This is a genomic window from Streptomyces sp. NPDC088252, assembly GCF_044740965.1.
In the GTDB taxonomy this organism is placed as follows: Bacteria; Actinomycetota; Actinomycetes; order Streptomycetales; family Streptomycetaceae; genus Streptomyces.
This window is the reverse complement of sequence record NZ_JBIURS010000024.1, coordinates 107,232-128,028: the sequence shown is the minus strand read 5'-3', so window position 1 is coordinate 128,028 and position 20,797 is coordinate 107,232. Positions and strand designations below refer to the sequence as shown.

14 protein-coding genes and 2 pseudogenes are annotated in these 20,797 nt (G+C 69.0%); 8 read left to right on the top strand and 8 right to left on the bottom strand.

The genetic code is table 11. From position 1 onward, the window contains the following. Window positions 1-19: 19 nt before the first annotated feature. Entirely contained in the window at window positions 20-835 is an 816-nt protein-coding gene (locus ACIOHC_RS34925; protein WP_351074158.1) for an ABC transporter permease, read from the top strand. A gap of 410 nt (window positions 836-1,245) precedes the next feature. Next, complete coding sequence (locus tag ACIOHC_RS34920; RefSeq protein ID WP_401845434.1) at window positions 1,246-2,508, top strand: phosphatase PAP2 family protein; 1,263 nt, start codon at window positions 1,246-1,248, stop codon at window positions 2,506-2,508. Here the strand turns inward: ACIOHC_RS34920 and ACIOHC_RS34915 are convergent. Then, window positions 2,399-3,763, bottom strand: coding sequence for an ATP-binding cassette domain-containing protein (locus tag ACIOHC_RS34915; RefSeq protein WP_401845432.1), 1,365 nt, complete (start codon window positions 3,761-3,763; stop codon window positions 2,399-2,401). The genes ACIOHC_RS34920 and ACIOHC_RS34915 overlap by 110 nt on opposite strands. Window positions 3,764-3,843: 80 nt before the next feature. Further along, window positions 3,844-5,477: pseudogene (locus tag ACIOHC_RS34910) on the bottom strand (ABC-F family ATP-binding cassette domain-containing protein). Between the two features lie 414 nt (window positions 5,478-5,891). On the opposite strand from ACIOHC_RS34910, the pseudogene ACIOHC_RS34905 reads away from it, so the two are divergent. Together ACIOHC_RS34905 and ACIOHC_RS34900 are read left to right on the top strand one after the other, a co-directional pair. After that, window positions 5,892-6,230, top strand: a pseudogene (locus ACIOHC_RS34905) (tannase/feruloyl esterase family alpha/beta hydrolase); the annotation flags it as partial. A 146-nt stretch (window positions 6,231-6,376) separates the two neighbouring features. Then, the gene (locus tag ACIOHC_RS34900; RefSeq protein ID WP_351074161.1) at window positions 6,377-7,180 is read left to right on the top strand and encodes a methyltransferase domain-containing protein; all 804 of its coding nucleotides are present in this window, start codon (window positions 6,377-6,379) and stop codon (window positions 7,178-7,180) included. Window positions 7,181-7,365: 185 nt separating this feature from the next. On the opposite strand, the gene ACIOHC_RS34895 is transcribed toward ACIOHC_RS34900, so the two are convergent. Then, window positions 7,366-9,201, bottom strand: coding sequence for a glycoside hydrolase family 15 protein (locus tag ACIOHC_RS34895; RefSeq protein ID WP_401845429.1), 1,836 nt, complete (start codon window positions 9,199-9,201; stop codon window positions 7,366-7,368). Between the two features lie 821 nt (window positions 9,202-10,022). On the opposite strand from ACIOHC_RS34895, the gene ACIOHC_RS34890 reads away from it, so the two are divergent. The 4 genes from ACIOHC_RS34890 (at window position 10,023) to ACIOHC_RS34875 (ending at window position 15,766) form a co-directional block, all read left to right on the top strand. Next, window positions 10,023-11,837, top strand: a complete 1,815-nt coding sequence (locus ACIOHC_RS34890) for an ABC transporter ATP-binding protein (protein WP_401845427.1) — start codon at window positions 10,023-10,025, stop codon at window positions 11,835-11,837. A 485-nt stretch (window positions 11,838-12,322) separates the two neighbouring features. Next, window positions 12,323-13,789 (top strand): phenylacetate--CoA ligase family protein, encoded by a 1,467-nt coding sequence (locus ACIOHC_RS34885; RefSeq protein WP_401845426.1) that lies wholly within the window; start codon window positions 12,323-12,325, stop codon window positions 13,787-13,789. After that, on the top strand, window positions 13,786-14,829 hold the full coding sequence (locus ACIOHC_RS34880; RefSeq protein WP_351074165.1) for a hypothetical protein: 1,044 nt from the start codon (window positions 13,786-13,788) through the stop codon (window positions 14,827-14,829). Before ACIOHC_RS34885 ends, ACIOHC_RS34880 begins: the two co-directional genes overlap by 4 nt. A 187-nt stretch (window positions 14,830-15,016) precedes the next feature. Further along, window positions 15,017-15,766, top strand: coding sequence for an MgtC/SapB family protein (locus ACIOHC_RS34875; protein WP_351074166.1), 750 nt, complete (start codon window positions 15,017-15,019; stop codon window positions 15,764-15,766). 130 nt (window positions 15,767-15,896) lie between these two features. Here ACIOHC_RS34875 and ACIOHC_RS34870 read toward each other — a convergent pair whose 3' ends face one another. From ACIOHC_RS34870 to ACIOHC_RS34850, 5 genes are read right to left on the bottom strand one after another with little or no spacing between them, the layout of a single operon-like run. After that, the gene (locus ACIOHC_RS34870) at window positions 15,897-16,661 is read right to left on the bottom strand and encodes an ATP-binding cassette domain-containing protein (RefSeq protein WP_351074167.1); all 765 of its coding nucleotides are present in this window, start codon (window positions 16,659-16,661) and stop codon (window positions 15,897-15,899) included. After that, the gene (locus ACIOHC_RS34865) at window positions 16,658-17,458 is read right to left on the bottom strand and encodes an ABC transporter ATP-binding protein (protein WP_351074168.1); all 801 of its coding nucleotides are present in this window, start codon (window positions 17,456-17,458) and stop codon (window positions 16,658-16,660) included. The genes ACIOHC_RS34870 and ACIOHC_RS34865 overlap by 4 nt, the downstream gene beginning before the upstream one ends. Further along, window positions 17,455-18,282 (bottom strand): ABC transporter permease, encoded by an 828-nt coding sequence (locus tag ACIOHC_RS34860; protein ID WP_351074169.1) that lies wholly within the window; start codon window positions 18,280-18,282, stop codon window positions 17,455-17,457. Before ACIOHC_RS34860 ends, ACIOHC_RS34865 begins: the two co-directional genes overlap by 4 nt. Next, on the bottom strand, window positions 18,279-19,244 hold the full coding sequence (locus ACIOHC_RS34855) for an ABC transporter permease (protein WP_351074170.1): 966 nt from the start codon (window positions 19,242-19,244) through the stop codon (window positions 18,279-18,281). Before ACIOHC_RS34855 ends, ACIOHC_RS34860 begins: the two co-directional genes overlap by 4 nt. Further along, window positions 19,244-20,761, bottom strand: a complete 1,518-nt coding sequence (locus ACIOHC_RS34850) for an ABC transporter substrate-binding protein (protein WP_351074171.1) — start codon at window positions 20,759-20,761, stop codon at window positions 19,244-19,246. The genes ACIOHC_RS34855 and ACIOHC_RS34850 overlap by 1 nt, the downstream gene beginning before the upstream one ends. Window positions 20,762-20,797: the final 36 nt, after the last annotated feature.

The window sequence follows — 20,797 nt, the reverse complement described above, 5'->3', positions numbered from 1 at the left end:
TCTTCGAGGAGCTCATGCCATGCGACTCTCCCGCCCCGCACGCATCATGGTGCGTATCGCCGCCGGGCTGGGCTTTGCGGTCATCTATCTTCCGCTGCTGCTCGTCCTGCTGAACTCCCTCAATCCGGAGCGCAGTTCAGGCTGGCCGCCAACCGGTCTCACCTTCGACTGGTGGGCCGCGGCTTGGCGCAGCGGCGGCGCCCGGTCCGCCCTGCGAACCTCAGTCGAGGCGGGCCTCGCGGCCACAGCGATCGCGCTGGTACTCGGCACACTGATCGCCCTCGCCGTGCAGCGCCATGCGTTCTTCGGCCGCGGAGCGATCTCGTTCGCCGTCGTCCTGCCGATCGCGCTGCCCGGCATCGTCACCGGAATCTCTCTCAACTCGGCCTTCCACACGATGCTTGAGCCGTTGGGCGTCGGCCTCGGCTTGTTCACGGTCGTCGTCGGCCACGCCACGTTCTGCATCGTCGTCGTCTACAACAACGTCGTGGCTCGGCTACGCCGCATGCCCGGCAGCCATGAGGAAGCTGCCATGGATCTCGGCGCCCACACCTTCCGCGCCTTCGCCGACGTCACGTTCCCCCTGATGCGGTCGGCGCTGCTCGCCGGCGGGCTGCTGGCCTTCGCGCTGTCCTTCGACGAGATCGTGGTGACCACCTTCACCGCGGGCCCCGGTGTCCAGACCCTCCCGATCTGGATCTACAACAACATGACCAGGCCCAAGCAGGCCCCGGTGGTCAACGTGGTCGCTGCGCTGCTCGTCCTGCTGTCCGTGATTCCGATCTACGTCGCTCAACGACTGTCGTCGGACACGGCCTCGGGCGGCAGGGTCTGAGGCGTACGACAACCGGCGGACGTTGCCGGCTGGTGGATTCGCCGGGGAGTCAAGGGTTGCTGGGCAACCCGCGCCGCTCTCGATGGTGCCGGGCGTCGGGAGTTCCACGGTCATTCCCGAAGCGCTGGACACGTCGAGCCGGGAGGGGGCGGCCTTCTCGCCACCCATGACCAGTGAACCCACCCGCACCGCTCCGATAGCATGATCGAACTCACGACGAACGCCCTCATTGCCGTCCCTCGCCGGAAAACGATGCAATCCGGCACGAAGGGCGATCTATTCAACTAACAACTAACAAATCGGCCAAACAATTGATATCTATAAGATCGCGAACTTCTTCGCGAATAAACAGCAGAATTACGTTCGCTGCCTGGCGTGGATCACGGGCGATACTTTGGGCCACGGCGGGTGTGGTGGTCCTCGGCTTCCTCATCGCGCTGGAGATCGCCGCACGTCACTACGGCCTGCCGGGGCCGATCGTCAGCCAGGCGCAAGAGGTGGTGATCGCCCCGAAATCGGGTTTCCTGCTGTACGCCAGCATGGCGCTGATGATGCTGGTGCTCACCTGGCGGGAACGGTTCATCGCGGCTGGTGTCGCGATCGGTATCGACGTCGCCTTCTTGCTGGTGCGGTGGGCGGCCGACATCAAGGTGACCGAAGGTCACCCCTTCGGTAACGGTGCGTTGTGGGTGATTTTGGGCTACGCGGTCACCGCTGTCACGCGTCGCACCGGCGCGGAGCGTGTCCTGTTGTTGAAGGGGGTCGGACTGGGCCTCCTGCTGGTGGCCGGCCGCAAGACCGGCGATACCTGGCTGCTGATCACGTCGAAGACCCGCCCGGCGGTGCTCGACCAGTACGTGGCAACCGCCGATCACGCGCTGGGCAACCCGTCGTGGCTGGTAGGCCGGATTGTCGCGGCCACCGGATCGATCGGCGACTTCTTTCTCGACTCCGTCTACACTCAGCTTCCGGTGGCCGCGGTCGTCGTCGCGATGTACCAGCTACGTCACGTGGCGGTCGAGCGCCGCTTCCCGGGGCATCACCTGGTGCGCACCTTCCTGGTCATCGGCCTGCTCGGGCCGGCCATCTACATGATCTTCCCGGTGGTCGGACCGATCTTCGCCTACGGTGCCGACGGCGGGCACTGGGCGGTGGCCAACCTGTGGCCGGGCACGCCGCCGCCGATCACCACTCCGCACCACATGCCATTCGACGAGATCACCCCACGCAACTGCATGCCCAGCCTGCACACGGCGTGGGCTACCGCGATCTACCTTCATTCCCGTAAGGGCCCGCGGGTTCTGCGATTCGCAGGCACGTTCTGGCTGGTTGCCACGCTCGGCGCAACGCTGGGGTTCGGTTACCACTACGGCGCGGACATCATTGCCGGTGTGGTTTTCACGCTCACGATCGAGGTGGCACTGCGCTCGCACGTACGCGGCTGGGACCGTCCGGGAATACAACTGGTCGCCCATGGCTCAACGGTCTTCGCCGGGCTCTTGGTGTCATATCGCTATCTGTCGATGGAGATGGCCGAATACCCGTGGGTGTTCGGGCCACTTCTCATTCTGGCGATGGCATCAGTGATCCACGGCTACGTACGGACCACCAAACTGTGGGAGCCGAAGGCCGAACCGGCGCGACAACCGGAGCCGCAACCCGAACCGGCATGAACCGTGCTGCATGAGGAGGCGTGCGAGCTCCGGGCGCGACTCGTGTCGGGTGCCGATCGTCCTGGTCCGCGACTTCTCCCGCCGTCGCGCGGTTTGTCGGTCGCCGGAGCCTCGTCCCTGTGCCGTTCGCTCGACGGTCCGCACTGAGCGGGGCGAACTGCGGGGCCCAGGCAGGGCGCCTGACGGGCAGCTGCTCCGGTCGGGCGCCCTTCTCCCTGCCTGGAAGAGGCCCAGCTTCTTCGCGCGGGTACGGCAGCAGCAGGTTCTTCGTGCGCTCCAGCTCGTCGAGCCGCCGGCTCGCGTTGCGCACCCGGCGGGAGATCTGGCTCTGCACGCGGCCCGCCCGGTGGCCGTAGCCCATCTTTTCGTTGTCACGCGGACCCCGGTCCGGGGCGACGCGGCGAGCGGTCACCCCCGCCGCATGCCGCAGAAGCTCCATTTCCTCCTGCTCCTCGGCGTACCGGCGCTCCCAGCGCTCCCGGTCGGCGCGCTTCTCACCCACGTAGGCGCTGTAGTTGCCTCCGTGGCGGACCGGTCCGTCCACCGCTGGGTCGAGGTCGATCAGGTCGGTGCACACGGCGTCGAGGAACGCCCGGTCGTGGCTGGCGACGACCACGGCGCCGGGCAGGCCGCGCAGCTGCTCCTCCAGGAAGGCGGCGGCGCCGTCGTCGAGGTGGTTGGTCGGCTCGTCGAGCAGCAGCGTCGGCGGCCGCCGCACGAGCAGCGCCGCCAGGGCCAGTCGGCCGCGCAGCCCGCCGGACAGCGATCCGAGCGTCCGGTCGTGGCCGAGCGTGCCGAGACCCAGCCCGTCGAGCACCAGGGCCGCCCGGCGGTCGGCGTCCCAGGACTCCCGGTCCTGGGCGTGCTCCAGCCGCTTGCCGTACGCGTCGAGCAGATCTGCGTGGCCCGGGTCGTCCTCTGGGACACGCGCCAGTTCCTCGCCGAGCCGTTCGAGCTGCGCGAGGTCCTCGCGGGCCTCGCGCAGCGCCTCGTCCAGCACCATGGCGAGGGTGGATTCGGGGCCGAACGGCATTTCCTGGTGCAGGAAGCCGAGGTCCGCCGGGCGCGACACGCTCCCGGCATCGGGTTCGTCCACGGCGGCCAGCACCCGCAGCAGGGTGGACTTGCCGGCGCCGTTCTCCCCGATCAGACCGATGCGGTGGCCGGGGGACGCGGTCAGGGACACGCCGTCGAGGACGCGGCGGCCGCCGAGGTCGCGGACGAGTTCATGGGCGAGCAGAGCGGGCTGGGGCACAGGGGGCCATCCAAGGCGATCGGTGGTACGCCCGCCGGGTACGGAGGCCTCGGACGCGGGCTGCTGCACATGCCGGCGGTTCACACCGCCGGGGCTCCCGTCGCCGCGAGCGTTCCTTCGGCCAGCCGCAGCCAGCGGTTCACCCCGATCTCGGCGAGGAACCGCTCGTCGTGGCTGACCACCATGAACGCGCCCCGGTAGGAGTTGAGCGCGCTCTCCAACTGGCCCACGCCGACCAGGTCGAGGTGGTTGGTCGGCTCGTCGAGCAGCAGCAGCTGCGGGGCCGGTTCGGCGCACAGGACGCAGGCCAGGGTGGCACGCAGCCGTTCGCCGCCGGAGAGCACGTCGACGGGCAGGTGCACGCGGGGACCGCGGAACAGGAAGCGCGCGAGCAGGTTCATCCGATCCGCCTCGGGCCGCTCGGGCGCGAACGCAGCGAAGTTCTCCGCCACCGTGCGGTCCTGGTCCAGCAGGTCCAGGCGCTGGGAGAGATGGGCGACGCGGCCGTCGCCGCGCGTGATCTCCCCGCTGTCCGGGGTGAGTCCACCGGTGATCAGCCGGAGCAGCGTGGTCTTGCCGGCGCCGTTGGGCCCGGTCAGGGCGATGCGCTCGGGCCCGCGCACGGAGAGGTCGACGCCGCCCCCGACGAACACGTCCCTTCCGCCGTGACGGACCTGCATCCCGTTGCCGAGGAAGAGGTTGCGTCCTGAGGGCACCTGAGTGTCCGGCAGGTCGAGGACGATGCGCTGCTCCTCGCGGAGTGCGCGCCCGGCCTCGTCGAGACGGGCCTTGGCCTCGCCGACCCGGGACGCGTGCATCTGGCCGGCCCGGCCCGCGGATTCCTGTGCGCCGCGCTTCATGTTGCCGGCGAAGATGCGGGGGAGTCCGGCGTTCTTGAGGTTGCGGGCGGCGTTGCTCGCGCGGCGCTCGGCGCGTTCACGGGCCTGCTGAAGCTCTCGCTTCTCCCGCTTCAGGTCCTGCTCGGCGTTGCGGACGTTCTTCTCGGCGACCTCCTGCTCGGCGCGCACGGCCTCTTCGTAGGCGGCGAAGTTGCCGCCGTGGAAACGCAGTCGTGAGCTGCCGAGCTCGGCGATGCCGTCCATGCGGTTCAGCAGAGCGCGGTCGTGGGGACCAGCAGCAGCAGTCCCTTGAAGTCCGCCAGCACGTCGTACAGCTTGTGCCGGGCGTCCCGGTCGAGGTTGTTGGTCGGCTCGTCGAGCAGCAGGACGTCAGGACGCTTCAGCAGTTGTGCGGCGAGGCCGAGCGAGACGACCTGGCCACCACTGAGGGTGCTCAGGCTGCGGTCGAGGGCCAAGTCGGCCAGCCCGAGACGGTCGAGCTGGGCGCGGGTGCGCTCCTCGATGTCCCAGTCGTCGCCGATGGTGGTGAAGTGCTCCTCGCTCACGTCACCGGACTCGACGGCGTCCAGGGCACGGATCACCGCGGCGACGCCGAGCACCTCGGCGACGGTGAGGTCACCGGTCAGAGGGAGGCTCTGCGGCAGATAGCCGAGCGTGCCGCTGACGGACACCGACCCGGTGGCGGGCCGCAGTTCACCGGCGATCAGCTTGAGCAGGGTGCTCTTGCCGGAGCCGTTGGGGGCGACCAGGCCCGTGCTGCCGGTGGTCAGGGTGAAGGACAGGTCGTGGAAGACAGGAGTGTCGTCGGGCCAGGCGAACGACAGGTTGGAACAGACGACGGTGGCGTCGGACATGGGAATGACCTCAAGAGGGCTGGGGACGAAGACAGCTCCGCCCCGGGCAGACATGGGGAAGACGGGTACGACGAACGGGCCACTCCGGCGGCGCTCCTCGGCGCGTCCGGTGGCCGTCAGATCCGGATCTCACCCGGAGATGTCGTCGTCACCCGCCACGTCTGCGACTCCTCGATACACGGTCAACGTCGTTGGCAGCGTAACAGCCCATCACGCCGTCCTGCCGGAATCTTCGCTCCCGCTGTTCACCGCGCTCTGGGCGCATGCGTTGACAGCCCGATCGCATCCATGCCAACTTCGTCACCCTTTAAGCCGGTGACGGTGAGCTTGTGCGATGGTCGGCCGATGCCGCGGTGCGCGATCGCCGCCGCCTGTTTCTCCACGGCCCTGTGAGCCGACTCGTCGGACGGCGCCACGTGTTGGCAACCGTCCATGAATTACCGCAGGCAGGTCGAGCGGAGGAGGGGCGGCGCCGAGAAGGTCGACCACATCTACCGCCTCTTCCTCGCCCCGGGCACGCCGCACTGCGGCCTCGGCAACGGTAGCGGCGCAACCGTCGACGACCTCGGTGCGCTGAGGGCCTGGGTCGAACACGGCAGGGCTCCCCGGACCCTGCCCGCCACCCTGCGCGACGCCTCCGGTGAACAGCTCACCCGCAACCTGTGCGGATATCCGCAGGTGTCCCGCCGCGACGGGCACGAAGACCGGACTGCCGCCTCCGGCTTCCGCTGCGTGTCCCCGGCCCACCACTGACCGAACCACCCTGCCGCGTTCCGGCCCGTGCCCCTCCGGCGCGTGCCGGGGCGACTGATCAGGACGCATGACGGGAGCTTTCTCCGGGGCACAGCGGACGGCGGCTGGGCCGAGCCGAGCCTGCGCCCGTCTGCCAGAATCGCCGCATGGCTGACCACGACACCGCCCGCGGCTACCTGCTGGACAACAGAGAGTCGGAGGCGGGCATCCGTTTCGGCGCCCTCGCCGAGCTGTTCGACCCGGTGACGTTCCAGCACGTCGACCGGCTCGGCATCGGTGCCGGCATGCGGTGCTGGGAGGTCGGTGCCGGCGGTCCCTCCGTACCCCTCGGGCTGGCCGAGCGAGTCGCCCCGGGAGGCAAGGTGGTCGCCACCGATATCGACGTGTCCTGGACCCGGGACATCGAGGGTGGGGGGATCGAGGTGCTGCGGCACGACGTGGCGGCCGACACGCCGCCGCCCGGCGGCTTCGACCTCGTGCACGCCCGGCTGGTCCTGGTGCACGTCACCGATCGCGCCGAGGCGCTGCGCCGGATGGTCCAGGCGTTGCGCCCCGGCGGCCGGCTGCTCCTGGAGGATGCCGACCCGGGGTTGCAGCCGCTGCTGTGTCCGGACGAGTCCGGTCCCGCACAGCAGCTCGCGAACCGGCTGCGATCCGGCTTCCGCGCCTTGATGGCGGCACGCGGCGCGGACCTCGCATACGGTCGAACCCTGCCCCGGCTGCTGCGTGAGGCCGGGCTGGAGGACGTTCAGGCCGACGCGTACTTCCCGATCACCTCGCCGGCCTGTGCCGTCCTTGAGGCCGCGACCGTGCGACAGATCCGCCGTCGTCTGGTGGCGGAAGGGCTCGCCACCGACGGGGAGATCGACCGCCACCTGGCGAACGTCGCCACCGGACGCCTCGACCTCGCCACCGCCCCCATGGTCTCGGCGTGGGGACGCCGTCCGTGATCCCTCCCCGACCGCTCGGCAGGCGGCTCCGGGCGGCCGCGCCCGGGTAGGCCCGCCGAGCAGCCTGCTGTCGTCCGGCCGGGCCGCGAGACCGTCGGGGCCGGGACCGACGAGACCGGTCGAGTACACGCGGTACCGGGCCGCCGTCCCCGGTACCGCGTCGAGGACCGGGAGCAGGGCGGGACTCAGCCCAGCGCCTTGTCGAGGTTGAACGCGGCGCTGATGAGTGCCAGGTGAGTAAAGGCCTGGGGGAAGTTGCCCACTTGTTCGCCGGTGCGGCCGATCTCTTCGGCGTACAGCCCGACGTGGTTGGCATAGGTGAGCATCTTCTCGAAAGCGAGCCGGGCCTCGTCCACGCGGCCGGCCCGTGAGAGCGCCTCGACGTACCAGAACGTGCAGATCGAGAATGTGCCCTCCTCGCCCCGCAGTCCGTCCGGGCTGCTGTGGGGGTCGTAGCGGTAGACCAGGGAGTCGGACACCAGCCCCTCGCCCAGGACGTCCAGAGTGGAGAGCCATTTCGGGTCCGTCGGAGAGATGAACTTCGCCAACGGCATCATGAGCACGGCGGCGTCGAGGACGTCTTCGCCCTCGTGCTGGACGAATGCCTTCCGCTCGGTGGACCAGCCACGCTGCATGATTCGCCGGTAGATCGCGTCGCGGGCGTGGGCCCATCGGGGCATGTCCGCGGGCAGGCCCCGATGGGTCGCGATACGCATCGCCCGTTCGATGGCGACCCAGCACATCAATTGCGAGTACAGGAAGTTCTGGATCTTGCCGCGGGTCTCCCAGATGCCCTCGTCCGGCTGGTCCCAGTTGTCACAGACCCAGTCGACCACGATGCCGATGGCGTCCCAGTCGTCACTGGTCAGCGGCTGTCCCCACTTGTCGTAGAGGTAGAGCGAGTCGATCAGGGCCCCGTAGATGTCCAGTTGGAGCTGGTTGACGGCATTGTTTCCGATCCGGACAGGAGCCGACCCCAGGTGGCCTTCCAGGTGGGGGAGCTCCTGTTCGGGAAGTTCACTGCGGCCGTCGATGCCGTACATGATCTGCAACGGACCGCCGGAGCTCTCTTTCAGGCAGATGTTCGAGGACAGGAAGCGTACGAACGCCTCGGCCTCGTCGGTGAAACCCAGCCTGAGCAGCGCGTAGATGCAGAACGCGGCATCCCTCACCCACACGTATCGATAGTCCCAGTTGCGCTCGCCGCCGATCTGCTCGGGCAGGCTGGTCGTAGGGGCCGCCACGATGGCGCCGGTCGGTGCATACGTGAGGAGCTTGAGCGTCAGCGCGGAGCGGTGCACCATTTCCCGCCAGCGCCCTCGGTAGCGGGAGTGGGACAACCATGCGCGCCAGTACCGCACCGTGGCGCCGAACAGCTCCTCCGCCTCCAGCACCGCACAGGACCGTGGCTCCACCTTGCCGCCGATCCGGTCGAGCGCGAAGACCGCGGTCTCGCCCTCGTCCAGGGTGAAGGAGGAAACGGCGTCCCGACCGTCGATCTCGACCGGAACGCTGGACGTCAGCGCCAGCGTGAGATCCGGGGAGTCGAACACTGTATGACCTTGTTGTGCACTCACCGTGTGCGTACGCCGACCGTAGTCGAACCGGGGAGCCACGCGCGCGGTGAACGGCATCGACCCGCGCACGCAGAGAACCCGTCTGATCAGGCGGTGGCGGTCCGCCTCGCGCGAGTCGTCGACGATCGGCATGAAGTCCTGGACCTCGCCGACACCGTCGTCCGCGAAGAACCGGGTGATCAAGATGTTGGTGTCGGGGAAGTAGAACTGCTTCGTCCGAGCGGGCACGTCCGGTGCGAGCTCGAACGCCCCTCCGCGGTCGGCGTCCAGGATCGCCGCGAAGACGCTGGGCGCGTCGAAACGAGAGCAGCAGTACCAGTCGATGGTGCCGTTCGTACCGACGAGGGCAGCGGTTCGCAGGTCCCCGATCAGGCCGTGCTCGGCGATGGGCATGTAGCGCGGCGCGTCAGCCCTGCAAGGGCGGAGGCTGTCACCGGTGATCATGTGACCTCCCCGGCGCTGGGGAGCGGGAATGGGCTGGCTTCAGGCTACCTCCGAGCCCTTGCAGGCAGCGAACGCGCCGTCCGCCCGTTGCCCATGAGCCCCTTCCGGACCGTATCGGCGAGGTGCTGGGGTTCGACGGCTCGAAGCACCGGGTCGCGGCCGGGAATGGTGGAGATCCTCCACGCTGCGTAGCCGAACATGCTCGGACGGTTGGTCTCTCCGGCGGGCTACGACTGCGGCCCGGGATCGCGGGGCGATGAGCGTGGACAGGATCGGTACGGTTGTCTTGCCGGCCGCAGGGCCGAGGAGGGCGAAGATCGCGCCCTCGGGGAGGTTCAGGTCGATGCCGTTCAGGACGATCTCGCCCCCGTAGGGCTCACGCGGTTTCGTCGATCGATCCGGTCCTGCCGAAGAGCGAGCGTCCTGGTCGACGCAGAAGCATCGGGATCCGGCTGTGCCGTGCGGCCGGATCCGGGCGAGGGCCTCCGGCGCGAGCCCGACGTGCGGGGCGGCGACGATCTCGCCGAGGCGATGCGGACGGCAACGGGGCCCACCCGTAAACGACGTCGCCGCCGGCTGAGAAAACTCTTGGACTCCGCGGGCGCCGTCGCGGGACACTGAGGTTTCTGGCCCGGCCTCCTCGTACGCGCATGTACGCGTCGCCACGAGTTGCGCGGGGCTCTGCCGTCGTGCCCCGCCTGCCGCAAGTCGGTCCGCGCGAGGGCGCTCGATCGAAACCGAAGCTCCGCGCGGCCAGTGAGGCAACGGCCTCTCCCCGCATAAGCACATGGCGGGCGGTCGCACGACCACACAGGGTTGGTATGGGATCGCCTGAATCGCACAGGGCGCCGGGCAGGGGCCCGGTGCTGCTCGCACTTCGTTACTACGGACGGGAGTTGACCCGGCTTCGGTGGCTTACGGTGCCTGCGATGCTGTTGCCCGCGCTGGGCAACATCGGCATCAACTACGTCGCGCCGCTGGTCGTCGCGAAGCTCGTCGGCCGAATCGCCGACGACGCCGGTACCACCATCGGCTCGACGCTGCCGTACGTCCTGGGCTTCGCCGGCGTTCTCCTCCTCGCGGAAACGCTGTGGCGTGTCGGCCTGCATTTCCTGAACCGCCTCGATGCCCTCGGCATCGAGCACTTGTACGTGATCGGCATGGACGAGCTGTTCGCCAAGGATGCCGCGTTCTTCCACGACAACTTCGCCGGTTCGCTGACCAAACGAGTCCTGAGCTTCGCCTCCCGCTTCGAGGAGTTCGTCGACACGCTGACGTTCTCGGTCGTGGGCAGCTTCGTGCCGCTGGTGTTCGGGTCGGTGGTGCTGTGGCGCTACGAACCGCTGCTCGTTGTAGGGCTCTTGGCGATGATCGCGTTGACGGCGCTGTGTGTGGCGCCGCTCATCCGTCGCCGCCAGGCGCTCGTCGACCAGCGTGAGGAGGCGATCGCCCAGGTGTCGGGCCACGTCTCCGACAGCCTGATGAACATGGACACGGTCCGGGCGTTCGCCGCAGAGGGACGCGAGGCCGCCGAGCACCGGTCGCGCGTCGCCGAGTCGAGGCGGCTCTCGTTGCGTTCGTGGGACTACGGCAACCTGCGCATCGACACGCTGGTCGCGCCGATGTCCGTGCTGACCAATGCGATGGGCCTGCTGCTCGCGGTTACTCTCGGCGGGGGTGGACACGGCGTGGAGACGGTCGTTCTCGCCTTCACGTACTACACCAACGCGACGCGGATCATGTTCGAGTTCAATCAGATCTACCGCCGCCTGGAGAGCTCGATGACGGAGGCCGCGCAGTTCACCGAACTGCTGCTGACACCACCGACCGTGCTCGACCCGGCGTCGCCGGAGCCGCTGCTGTCCCAGGCCGCGGATGTCTGCTTCGAGCAGGTGAATTTCACCCACGCGGGTGCGGAGCCCCTCTTCGAGCGCCTCGACCTAGCCGTGCCCAGCGGGGCGAAGATCGGCCTCGTCGGCCGGTCCGGCGGTGGCAAGACCACACTCAGCCGACTGCTGCTGCGGATGACGGACATCGACGGCGGCCGGATCCTGATCGGGGGTCAGGACATCAGCAGACTGCGCCAGGCCGACGTGCGCAGCCTGATCGCCTATGTACCCCAGGATCCGGCGATGTTCCACCGTACGCTGCGGGACAACATCGCCTTCGCCCGGCCGGACGCCACCGACGCCGAGATCCGCCGTGCTGCCGAGGCGGCACACGTCACGGAGTTCGCCGACGCGCTGCCGGACGGCTTCGCCACGATGGTGGGCGAGCGTGGTGTCAAGCTGTCCGGCGGACAGCGCCAGCGGGTCGCGCTCGCTCGGGCGATCCTGCGCGACGCGCCGATCCTGCTGCTCGACGAGGCGACCAGTGCCCTGGACTCGGAGAGCGAGATCCTCGTCCAGGAGGCGCTGTGGCGGCTCATGGAGGGGCGGACTGCGCTCGTGGTGGCGCACCGCCTGAGCACGGTCGCCACCATGGACCGGCTCGTAGTCCTGGACCGGGGCCGGATCGTCGAGCAGGGCACGCACCAGGAACTGCTCGCGTCGGACGGCGCCTACGCGAAGCTGTGGCAGCACCAGTCGGGCGGCTTCCTCGACGACACCACGGGGCCGCAGGTCGGCCTGACGTGAACGCGAGCCCGGTGGGTGTGGCCGGGTGCCTGCCGCAGTGGCATGGCAGGCGAACGCGGTGGAGGCGACCTGTTCGGCGCCGTTGAGGACGGCCCCGCCGGGGGAGGTGCTTGCGCGCCAGGTACCCGGATCGCGGACGCGTCACTCAACCCGGGCGCCGAACTGTGGGAATGAGGGACCGCGTGCGGGTCTGCGGGTCTGCGGGTCTGCGGGTCTGCGGTCAAGCGGTCGGCACAGGCCATTGAGGCATCAACTCTCTTACTCTAGTCTCTCGTTCACCGAACGGCCGTTCTCGGCCGGGAGTGCGCCACCAGGAGCCCAGCTGCCCGTCGGCGGCCCGGAAGAGGGAGATCCAACATGGTCAAGCACTACATCAAGTACGCCTTCAGCACGCTCACCGCGGCGATGTTCGCCAGCATGGTCTGACGATCGGCCCCGGCCTGGACCGGGAACTCCGTCCCCGGTCCAGGCACCAGGAGGCCATCGTGTTCGGCACCGCCTTCAGTCAGCTCCGGTACGGCCTGGCGATCCTGCGCAATCGACGGATCCGCCCACAGGACCTCGAACGCATCGCCCGTGACCTGGTCACGACCCTGGCCGAGTTCGGCGAGCCCGGAGCGGACTCCGCGCTGCTGCCGGGGCAGGCCGGGGCCATCGACCCCGCCGTACGGCGAACCGTCACCGAGCGCAGCCTGCGGGCCACCGCACGGGCCGCAGCACGGCACACTCCCTACTACCGCAGGGCTTTCGACCGCCTGGGACTCGACCCGGTCACACTCACCCCGGAGACCTGGGACCAGGTCCCGGTGACGTCCAAGTCGGCCCTGCGTGGCCTGCCGGCCGCCTTTGTCTCCGCCGCGTCCGTCCCCGCGCTCATGGCGCTCACCACGGGGACCAGTGGCACTCCCACCACCGTCTGGTACTCCCGGGCGGAGGTGGAGACAGCAGTCGCCATGAGCACCGTCTCGGCCGTGCTCGGCCTGGGTCTGCGGCCCCGGCACACCATGGCGTACGCAGGCTGCTCCCGGGCGACACTGCCGTTGCTCAACGTCGAGGAGTCGGTGACCCGGATCGGCGCCTCATTCGTCCAGATCGGCACCGTGGACCCGGCGGTGGCGCTGGACCGGCTCGCCGCCCCGCTCGGACTGCGAGGCAAGGCCCCGCAGATCACCCACCTGACGATCTCTGCGTCCTACCTGTCCGCCCTGGTCGAGGAGGTGGAGCGGAGCGGCTGGCGGCCTTCGGACTTCGGCCTGGAGTTCATCGGTGTCGGCGGGGAAGTGCTCTCCGAACCCCTGAAGGAGCGGGCTGCGGCCGCCATGGGGGCCAGGATCTCCACGACGTACATGATGACCGAGACACTGCCCTCCGGCGGCACGTCGTGCACCGAGGGACATCTGCACCACACCACTGAGTTCGGGCACCTGGAAGTGCTCGACCCCGTCACACATGAGCCGACACCGCCGGGTGGTGTCGGCACCATCGTGCAGACACCTTACGTCCCCTACCGGGACTGCACCCTGCTGCTGCGGTATGCCACCGGCGACCTGGTCCGACGGCCCGAGGCCGAGCCGGAGTGCGAACTGTCGCACCTGCCCGCGACTTCGCCCGTCCTCGGCCGCTGGTCGGGGCCGCTGAGCCGCTCGGTGCCCACCCGTTCGGTGCTGGACCTGCTCGAAGCGGAGCCGGACATCCCGCTGCCGGCCCGCTACGTCCTGGAGGAAGGCCGGCAAGGTCCGTCGCTCCATGTCCTGGTCCGTCGACTGCCCGGCACCGCCCTGCTCGGCAGGCTGGAGGACCGGGCCACCGCGGCCGGCCTGGCCCTGGCCGCGATCGTGCTCCACGACGATCCAGCCGGGCTTCCACCGACCGGGCCGGTCCGCGCCGACCTGCGGGAGCACACCTTCGAGTCGGCCCGCCCGGTCGCCGTGCGCGTCGCGAGCCCGGCGTGAACGCCGCCGCCCTGGTGGGCCTCAATTCCTGCGTCCTGGCGGTGACAGCTGCGGGCGCCGCCTACTTCGGCCGGGTGCGGATGCCGCGCCCGCCGGTCGGCAGGTACGAACTGCCCGATGTCGCCGTGATGTACGCCGTGGTGGTGGTCGCTCCGCTGCTCTATCTGGTACTGCCCCGGGCCGCGGTGGCGCTCGTCTTCGGCCTGGTCCTCTGCGCGGCACTGCAGTTCACCCTCTCACCGCTGACCGGCGGGGGTTGGGCCTGGGCGGTCGCGTCGGCCTCGGTCGCGACCACCGCGGGACTCGCGTCGGCGAACCGGCCGCTCGCCGTGATGGTGCTCACCGACGTACTCCTCGCGGTGGCCGTGGTGGGGGTGGCCAACATGTGGGTGCAGAGCGGTATGCGGTCCGCCCACGCGGCGTGGTTCGCGGGCGCACTCGCCTGCTACGACCTGGTGGCCACCGGCCTCACCTCGCTCATGGACCGGTTCGCCGACCAGGTCATGGGGCTGCCTTTCGCCCCGCTGCTGGCCGTGACACGGGGAGAGCCCCCCGTGGCGCTGGGGCTGGGTGACCTGCTGCTCCTGGTGCTCTTCCCGCTCACGGCGGTCAAGGCGTTCGGGCGGGTCGCCGGACTGGTCGCGGCCGGGGTCGGGCTGGCGGTGTCCGGAGCCGTCAGTCTGCTGTTCGGACTGGGAGCGCTGACCGGGGCTTTCCCGCTGCTGACGGCGCTGGGGCCGTTGATCGTGCTGCAACACCTGTTCTGGGTGCGGGCCAAGGGCGGCGAGCGGACCGTCGCCGAGTGGCGGGCCGGAATACCGCGCCCGGCATCGGCCGCCGTGTCGACGGAACCCGACCCCGAACTCCTCCGGGCACTCGAACCCGCCGGAGCGGAGAAGTTGATCGCACAGCCGTCCGAGGGCGACTGGCTGGCCGTCATCGACGGTCGGGTGGTGGGCTCAGGGGCATCGCCGGGACAGGCCCGCAAGGACGCCGGTCTCCGCGGCTTCGGCTCCGTGCCCGTGGTGCGCCAGGTCTGAAGAGGGCCCGCACATCGGGGTACATCACGTGAGCACCATCTGCGGGGCAGGCGAGCCCGGCCTGATGCAAACCAGTGACACCGGGCCACGGTGATCCGGCGCTCGGCCGGTTCCAGGCTCAAGTGGCTCATGCTGGGCTCCTCACCGCCATGCCGTGTGCCATACGGTGGCGTCCCGGGAGGTTTCTATGCACAACGGGACGGTCGGTCTGGCCGCTGGACTGTGGGAGTTCGGGAGGGGGCAGGGAGGCCGCCAGTTCACCGAGCTGGCAATGGCGCTTCTCCTTTCCACCGCCATCGGCCTTGAACGAGCAGTGCAGCAGAAGAGTGCGGGGCTGCGTACCCACACGCTGGTCGGCGTGGGCAGCGCCCTGTTCATGGAGGTGTCGCAGCATGGCTTCGACGGGATGCTCGGCGTGGAGGGCATCGCGTTCGACCCGTCGCGGGTCGCCGCCCAGATCGTCTCCGGCATCGGCTTCATCGGCGGCGGCCTGATCTTCGTGCGTCGGAACTCGGTGCGCGGGCTGACCACGGCCGCCACCGTCTGGCTCACCTGCGCCATCGGCATGGCCTGCGGCGGCGGTCTGCTGCTGCTCGCGCTGGGCGCCACCGTCATCCACTTTCTCGTCGTCCGAGGCTATCCGCTGATCACGGATCGGCTGTCGATGACGTTTGCCGAGAACAGCGGAGACGTGCTGCTCGCGTACCGGTCCGGGAGAGGGCTGCTGCCCTGCATCCTTGAGGAAACGACGTCACGCGGACTGCGGGTGGTAGCTGTGACCGTAGAGGGCGCGTCGGAGCCGGGCCCGGACTCCGGTGGTGTCTCCACGGTACGGCTGGAGTTGGCCGGGCGCACCGACCTGGGCCGGTTGGTGACCGCACTCGCCGACCTCGACGGGGTCGTCAAGGTCGGCATGGTCGGTGACGACGGGGACTGATGTGCGGCCGGCCCCAGTGGTTCACGCGTTGCAGCCGCGGTCCGCCCGGCCGGGGTTCCAGGATCCCGATTGCGAGAGTGAAGCGGATCTGCGGTCGGCTGCGTGGAGCGCGCGGGCGCGGACCGACCGGTCAAGCGGGCAGTCGCGGCACGCTTTCGACGAGGCGACGCGTGTACGGGTGCGCGGGAGTGCCCAGCACCTGTGCGGTACTGCCCTGTTCGACGATGTGACCGCGCTCCAGAACGGCGGTGCGTTCGCACAACGAGGCGACCACCGACAAGTCGTGGGAGACCATGACGAGAGTCAGGCCCTGCTCCTGCTTCAACTCGTTGAGCAGCTCGACGACCTTGACACGTGTGGTGACGTCGAGAGCGCTGACGGGCTCGTCGGCGAGCAGCACTCGGGGGTCGCACACGGTCGCGCGGGCGATCGCGATGCGCTGGCGCTGGCCGCCGGAGAACTCGTGCGGATAGCGCTCCGCCGTGTCGGCCGGGAGCCCGACCCGCTCCAGGGCGTCGGCCACCTTGGGAACGGCGGTGACCCGGCTGTCGATACCGAGGGAACGGAGCGGTTCGGACACGATGCTGCCGACGCGCTGACGCGGGTCCAGCGACGAGTACGGGTCCTGGAAGACGCACTGCACACTGCGCCTGAACCGCCGCATCTGCTCGCTGTCGCGCGGTTTCAGCTCCTCGCCGTCGAACCGGACGGTGCCGGAGGTTGCTCGGGCGAGCCCGAGCAGCAGCCGCAGCAGAGTCGTCTTGCCGGCGCCCGACTCGCCGACGAGCGCGAGGCTCTGCCCGGTCTCGACGGCGAGGGAGATGTCCTCGACGACGGGCGCGGTGTGCCCTCGGTAGCTGAAGGAGGCTCCGTTCAGCTGCAGTACCGGCGTCATCGCGCACTCCTCAGGTCCAGAGCTGATTCCAGCTGCCGCGCGCTCTCCACCAGCGCCTTGGTGTACTCCTCGCGCGGGGTACGTACGATCTCGCGGACGTCGCCCTCCTCGACGGCGCGACCGTCCTTCATGACCAGGACGCGATCGGTGACCTTCGAGACGACCGCGAGGTCGTGGCTGACGAAGAGGACGGCCATGCCGCGTTCCTGTACGAGGGTGTCGAGCAGGTCGAGCATGTCGGACTGCACGGTGACGTCGAGAGCGGTGGTCGGCTCGTCCGCGATGAGCAGCTTCGGGTCGCACGCCAGTGCCATGGCGAGTGCGATGCGCTGCCTCTGTCCGCCGGAGATCTCGTGCGGGAACGCGCGGGCGATGCGGTCGGGCTCGGGCAGCCGCACCTGCTCCAGCGCCTGCGCGACAGCCCGCTTCAGCTCGGCGCCCTTCAGCCCTCGCCTTCTGGCCAGCGGTTCGGCGATCTGCCTGCCGACGCGCATCAGCGGATCGAGTGCGGTGAGTGGCTCCTGGAAGACGATGGCGGCGTCCCGGCCCCGTACACCAGTGAGCTGTTTCTCGCTCGCGCCCACGATCTGGGTGCCGACGAGTTCCGCGCTGCCCGTGACCGTCATGCCGTCGGGCAGCAGGCCGAGCACGGCGAGCGTGGTCAGCGATTTCCCGGAGCCCGACTCACCGATGAGGCCCAGGCGTTCACCGGGGGCCATGGTCAGCGAGAGACCTTCGACCAGGGTGCGCCCGTCGGCCGCACGGATCGTGAGGTCGCGTACGTCGAGGACGTTCATGCGCGCCTCCGCCGGGTCGCAGGGTCGAGGGTGTCGCGCAGTCCGTCGGCGACGAGGTTCACGCCGATGACGAGCAGGACGAGAAGGATGCCGGGGGCCAGCGCGCCTGCCGGGGCCGTGGTGAAGGTGGCCTGTGCCTCCTGGAGCATGCGGCCCCACGAGGCGTTGGGCGGCGGCGCTCCCAGCCCGAGGTAGGACAGGCCGGCCTCGGCCAGCACGGCGAGCCCGAACTGGAGGGCCAGGTTCACCACGAGCGTCGGCCAGATGTTGGGCAGTACGTGCCCGGCCACGATCCGCACCCACGACGTGCCCGACGTGCGCGCGGCCGTGATGTAGTCCTGAGCCAGGACCCGCTTGACCAGGATCCGCACCAGCCGTGCCACGACCGCACTCTGGGCGAGGCCGATCGCCAGCACGGCGGACCCCAGGGTGGCCGAACGGGCGGCGACGATGAGCATCGCCAGCAGCAGCGTCGGGAAGGCGATCAGGATGTCGAGGAACGCGGAGAGCGTATCGTCGAGCCATCCCTGCGCGAACGCCGCGAGCACACCCAACGCGCCACCGAGGGTGGCCGCGATGAGGACCGATCCCAGGCCCGCTTCGAAGGCGATACGTGAGCCGGTCATCAGCTGGGTGAGCAGATCGCGGCCGAGCTTGTCGGTGCCGAGCAGATGGCCCGCACCGGGGCCCGTGAGCCGTCCGCCGGACGTGTCGTCGGCGGCGTACGGAAGCCAGAAGAGCGAGACCAGCGCGAGGGCGGCGATCAGACCGGCCAGGACGCATCCGATGGTCAATGTGTACGAACGCTTCGCCGACCGCTTCATCGGGCACCTCCCGAGAGCCTGCCGCGCAGCCGCGGATCGATGATTCGCTGTGTGAAGTCGGCCGCGAAGCCGATGATCAGTACCGCGAGCGTGGAGACGAACAGCACACCCTGGACCACCGGATAGTCGTGTTGCGCTATGCCGGTCGCGAGCAGCGAGCCGAGACCCGGCAGCGCATACACGGACTCCACGACGACCGCGCCCAGCAGCGTGGACGCCAGCTCGATGCCGAGGATCGAGATCACCGGTACGGAGGCGTTGCGCAGCCCGTGCCGCCACATGGCCCGGCCGAACGACGAGCCCATGGCTCGTGCGGTACGCAGATAGTCGCTGCCCAGTACGTCGAGTGCGGCCGACCTGACGTAGCGGATCAGGGAGGCGCTCATCACGAGGGCGATGGTGACGACGGGCAGGGTGAGCGAGCGGATCGCCTCGGCCGGCTGCGCCCAGCCGTCCTGCGGGAAGCCGCCTGCGGGAAGCCAGCCGGCGTTCAGGGCGAAGACGGCTATGAGGATCATGCCGAGCCAGAACACGGGTACGGCGATGCCCAGTTGGGACACTCCATTGAGCAGGGCGCCGTACCAGGTCCGGCGTCGGTGTGCGGCCACGAAGCCCACCGGAACGGCGATGAGCACCGCCAGGGCGAACGCGGCCAGTGTGAGCGGGACGGTGACGTTCAGCCGGGAGCTGATCTCGGGCCCGACCGGCAGCGAGCTGACGAACGACGTACCGAGGTCACCGCTCGCCAACTGCCCGATCCAGTGGATGAACTGCTCGGGCAGCGGCTTGTCGGAGCCGATGGAGTGCCGTGCCGCCGCGATCTGCTCGGGACTGGCGCCCACCGAGGTGAGCGCGTTCGCGGGGTCGCCCGGAAGCATCCGCAGCAGCACGAACAGGACCACGCTCGCGAGCGCCAGCGAAACCAGCAGGAAGGCGAGGCGGCGCAGGAGGTACCGGCCCATCAGCCCTTCTTGATGTCGTAGGCGAAGAACTGGGAGTTGAGACCGTTGACCGGGTAGCCGGACAGCTTGCTGTTGGCCACGACGATCTGCGGGTACAGGTACAGCCAGTCGCTGGCCGCGTCCTCGGCGGTCTTGCGGTTGACCTTCTTCAGGAGTTCGGTCTGCTCAGCGGTGGTGGACGCCTGCTCGGCCTCCTCGACCCACCGGGTGACCTGCTTGTTGTCGTAGCCCCAGTAGAAATCGGGGTTGCCGTACCAGACCAGGTCGCGGTCGTTGACGTGCTCCTGGAGCGTGGCCGTGAAGTCGTGGTTCTTGTAGACCTTCGTGTACCACTCGTCCGGAGTGATCGTGTTGATCTTGACGGTGATGCCGACCTTGGCGAGCTGCGACTTGATGAAGGTCGCCGCGGTGGGGTGCGGGTCGTAGTTCGGGGTGTCGAGCGTGAAGGAGAAGCCCTTCGCGTATCCCGCCTCGGCGAGCAGCTTCTTGGCCCGCGCGGTGTCGTAGGCGTTGACCCCGGTGAGGTCCTCGTACCACGGGTCGGTGGGCGGCACCATGGAGCCGATGGGCTTGCCGTAGCCGCCCCAGACGGACTCCAGCAGCTTCTTGTCGTCGATGGCCGAGGAGACGGCCTGGCGGACCTTGACGTCCGTGAACGGCTTGGCCCTGTCGTTGAAGGCGAGCAGCAGCTTGGTCGTCGAGTCGCCGTCGTTGACCTTGTAGTTCTGGTTGCTCTTGAACTGGTCGAGGGCATCGGGCGACTGCTCGCTCGTGACGACATCCACGGCGTTGGTCAGGAGCGCGTTGTTCAGAGCGGTCGCGTCCTTGTAGTAGTGGAAGACGACCTGCTTGTTGGCGGCGGCGTCACCCCAGTAGCCGGCGAACCGGTCGAGGCTGAGTGCGGAACCGCGAGTCCACTTGTTGAGCCTGTACGGGCCGGTGCCGTCCTCGGTCGTCTTGAGGCCCTTCGCCTCGGAGTTGATGATCCAGACGTAGGAGAGGTTGTAGACGAAGGAGATCGACTTCTTCGACAGCTGGACCTTCACCGTGCGCGCATCGGGAGTATCGACGGACTTGATGACCTCAAGATTGCTCTTGCGCGCGGACTGCGAGTCCTTCGCGATCACCTTCTCCAGGCTGTACTTGACGTCCTGGCTGGTGAGCTTCTTGCCGCTGTGGAACTTCACACCGTCGTGCAGGGTGAAGGTGTACGTGAGCCCGTCGCCGCTGACCTTGTAGTCCTGGGCGAGCAGATTCTCGACCTTGCCGCCGTCGGTGAGCTTGAACAGCCCTTCGTACACATTTCCGTTGAGCGCCTCGGTGACGCCCTGGCCGCCGCCCGCGGTGTTGTCGAGGTTCTGCGGCTCGTAGAGCGAACCGATGTTGATCGTGGCGTTCTTGTCGTGCGCCCCGGTGGCGGCGCCGCCCGTGTGGGAGCCTCCGCCGCAGGCCGTGAGGGTCAGGGCGAGGGCGGCGGCGGTGGCTCCGCCGTACAGGGAGGTCTTCTTGATGCTCATGAGGAGTACGCGCTTTCGTGCTACGAGGCGGGGGAG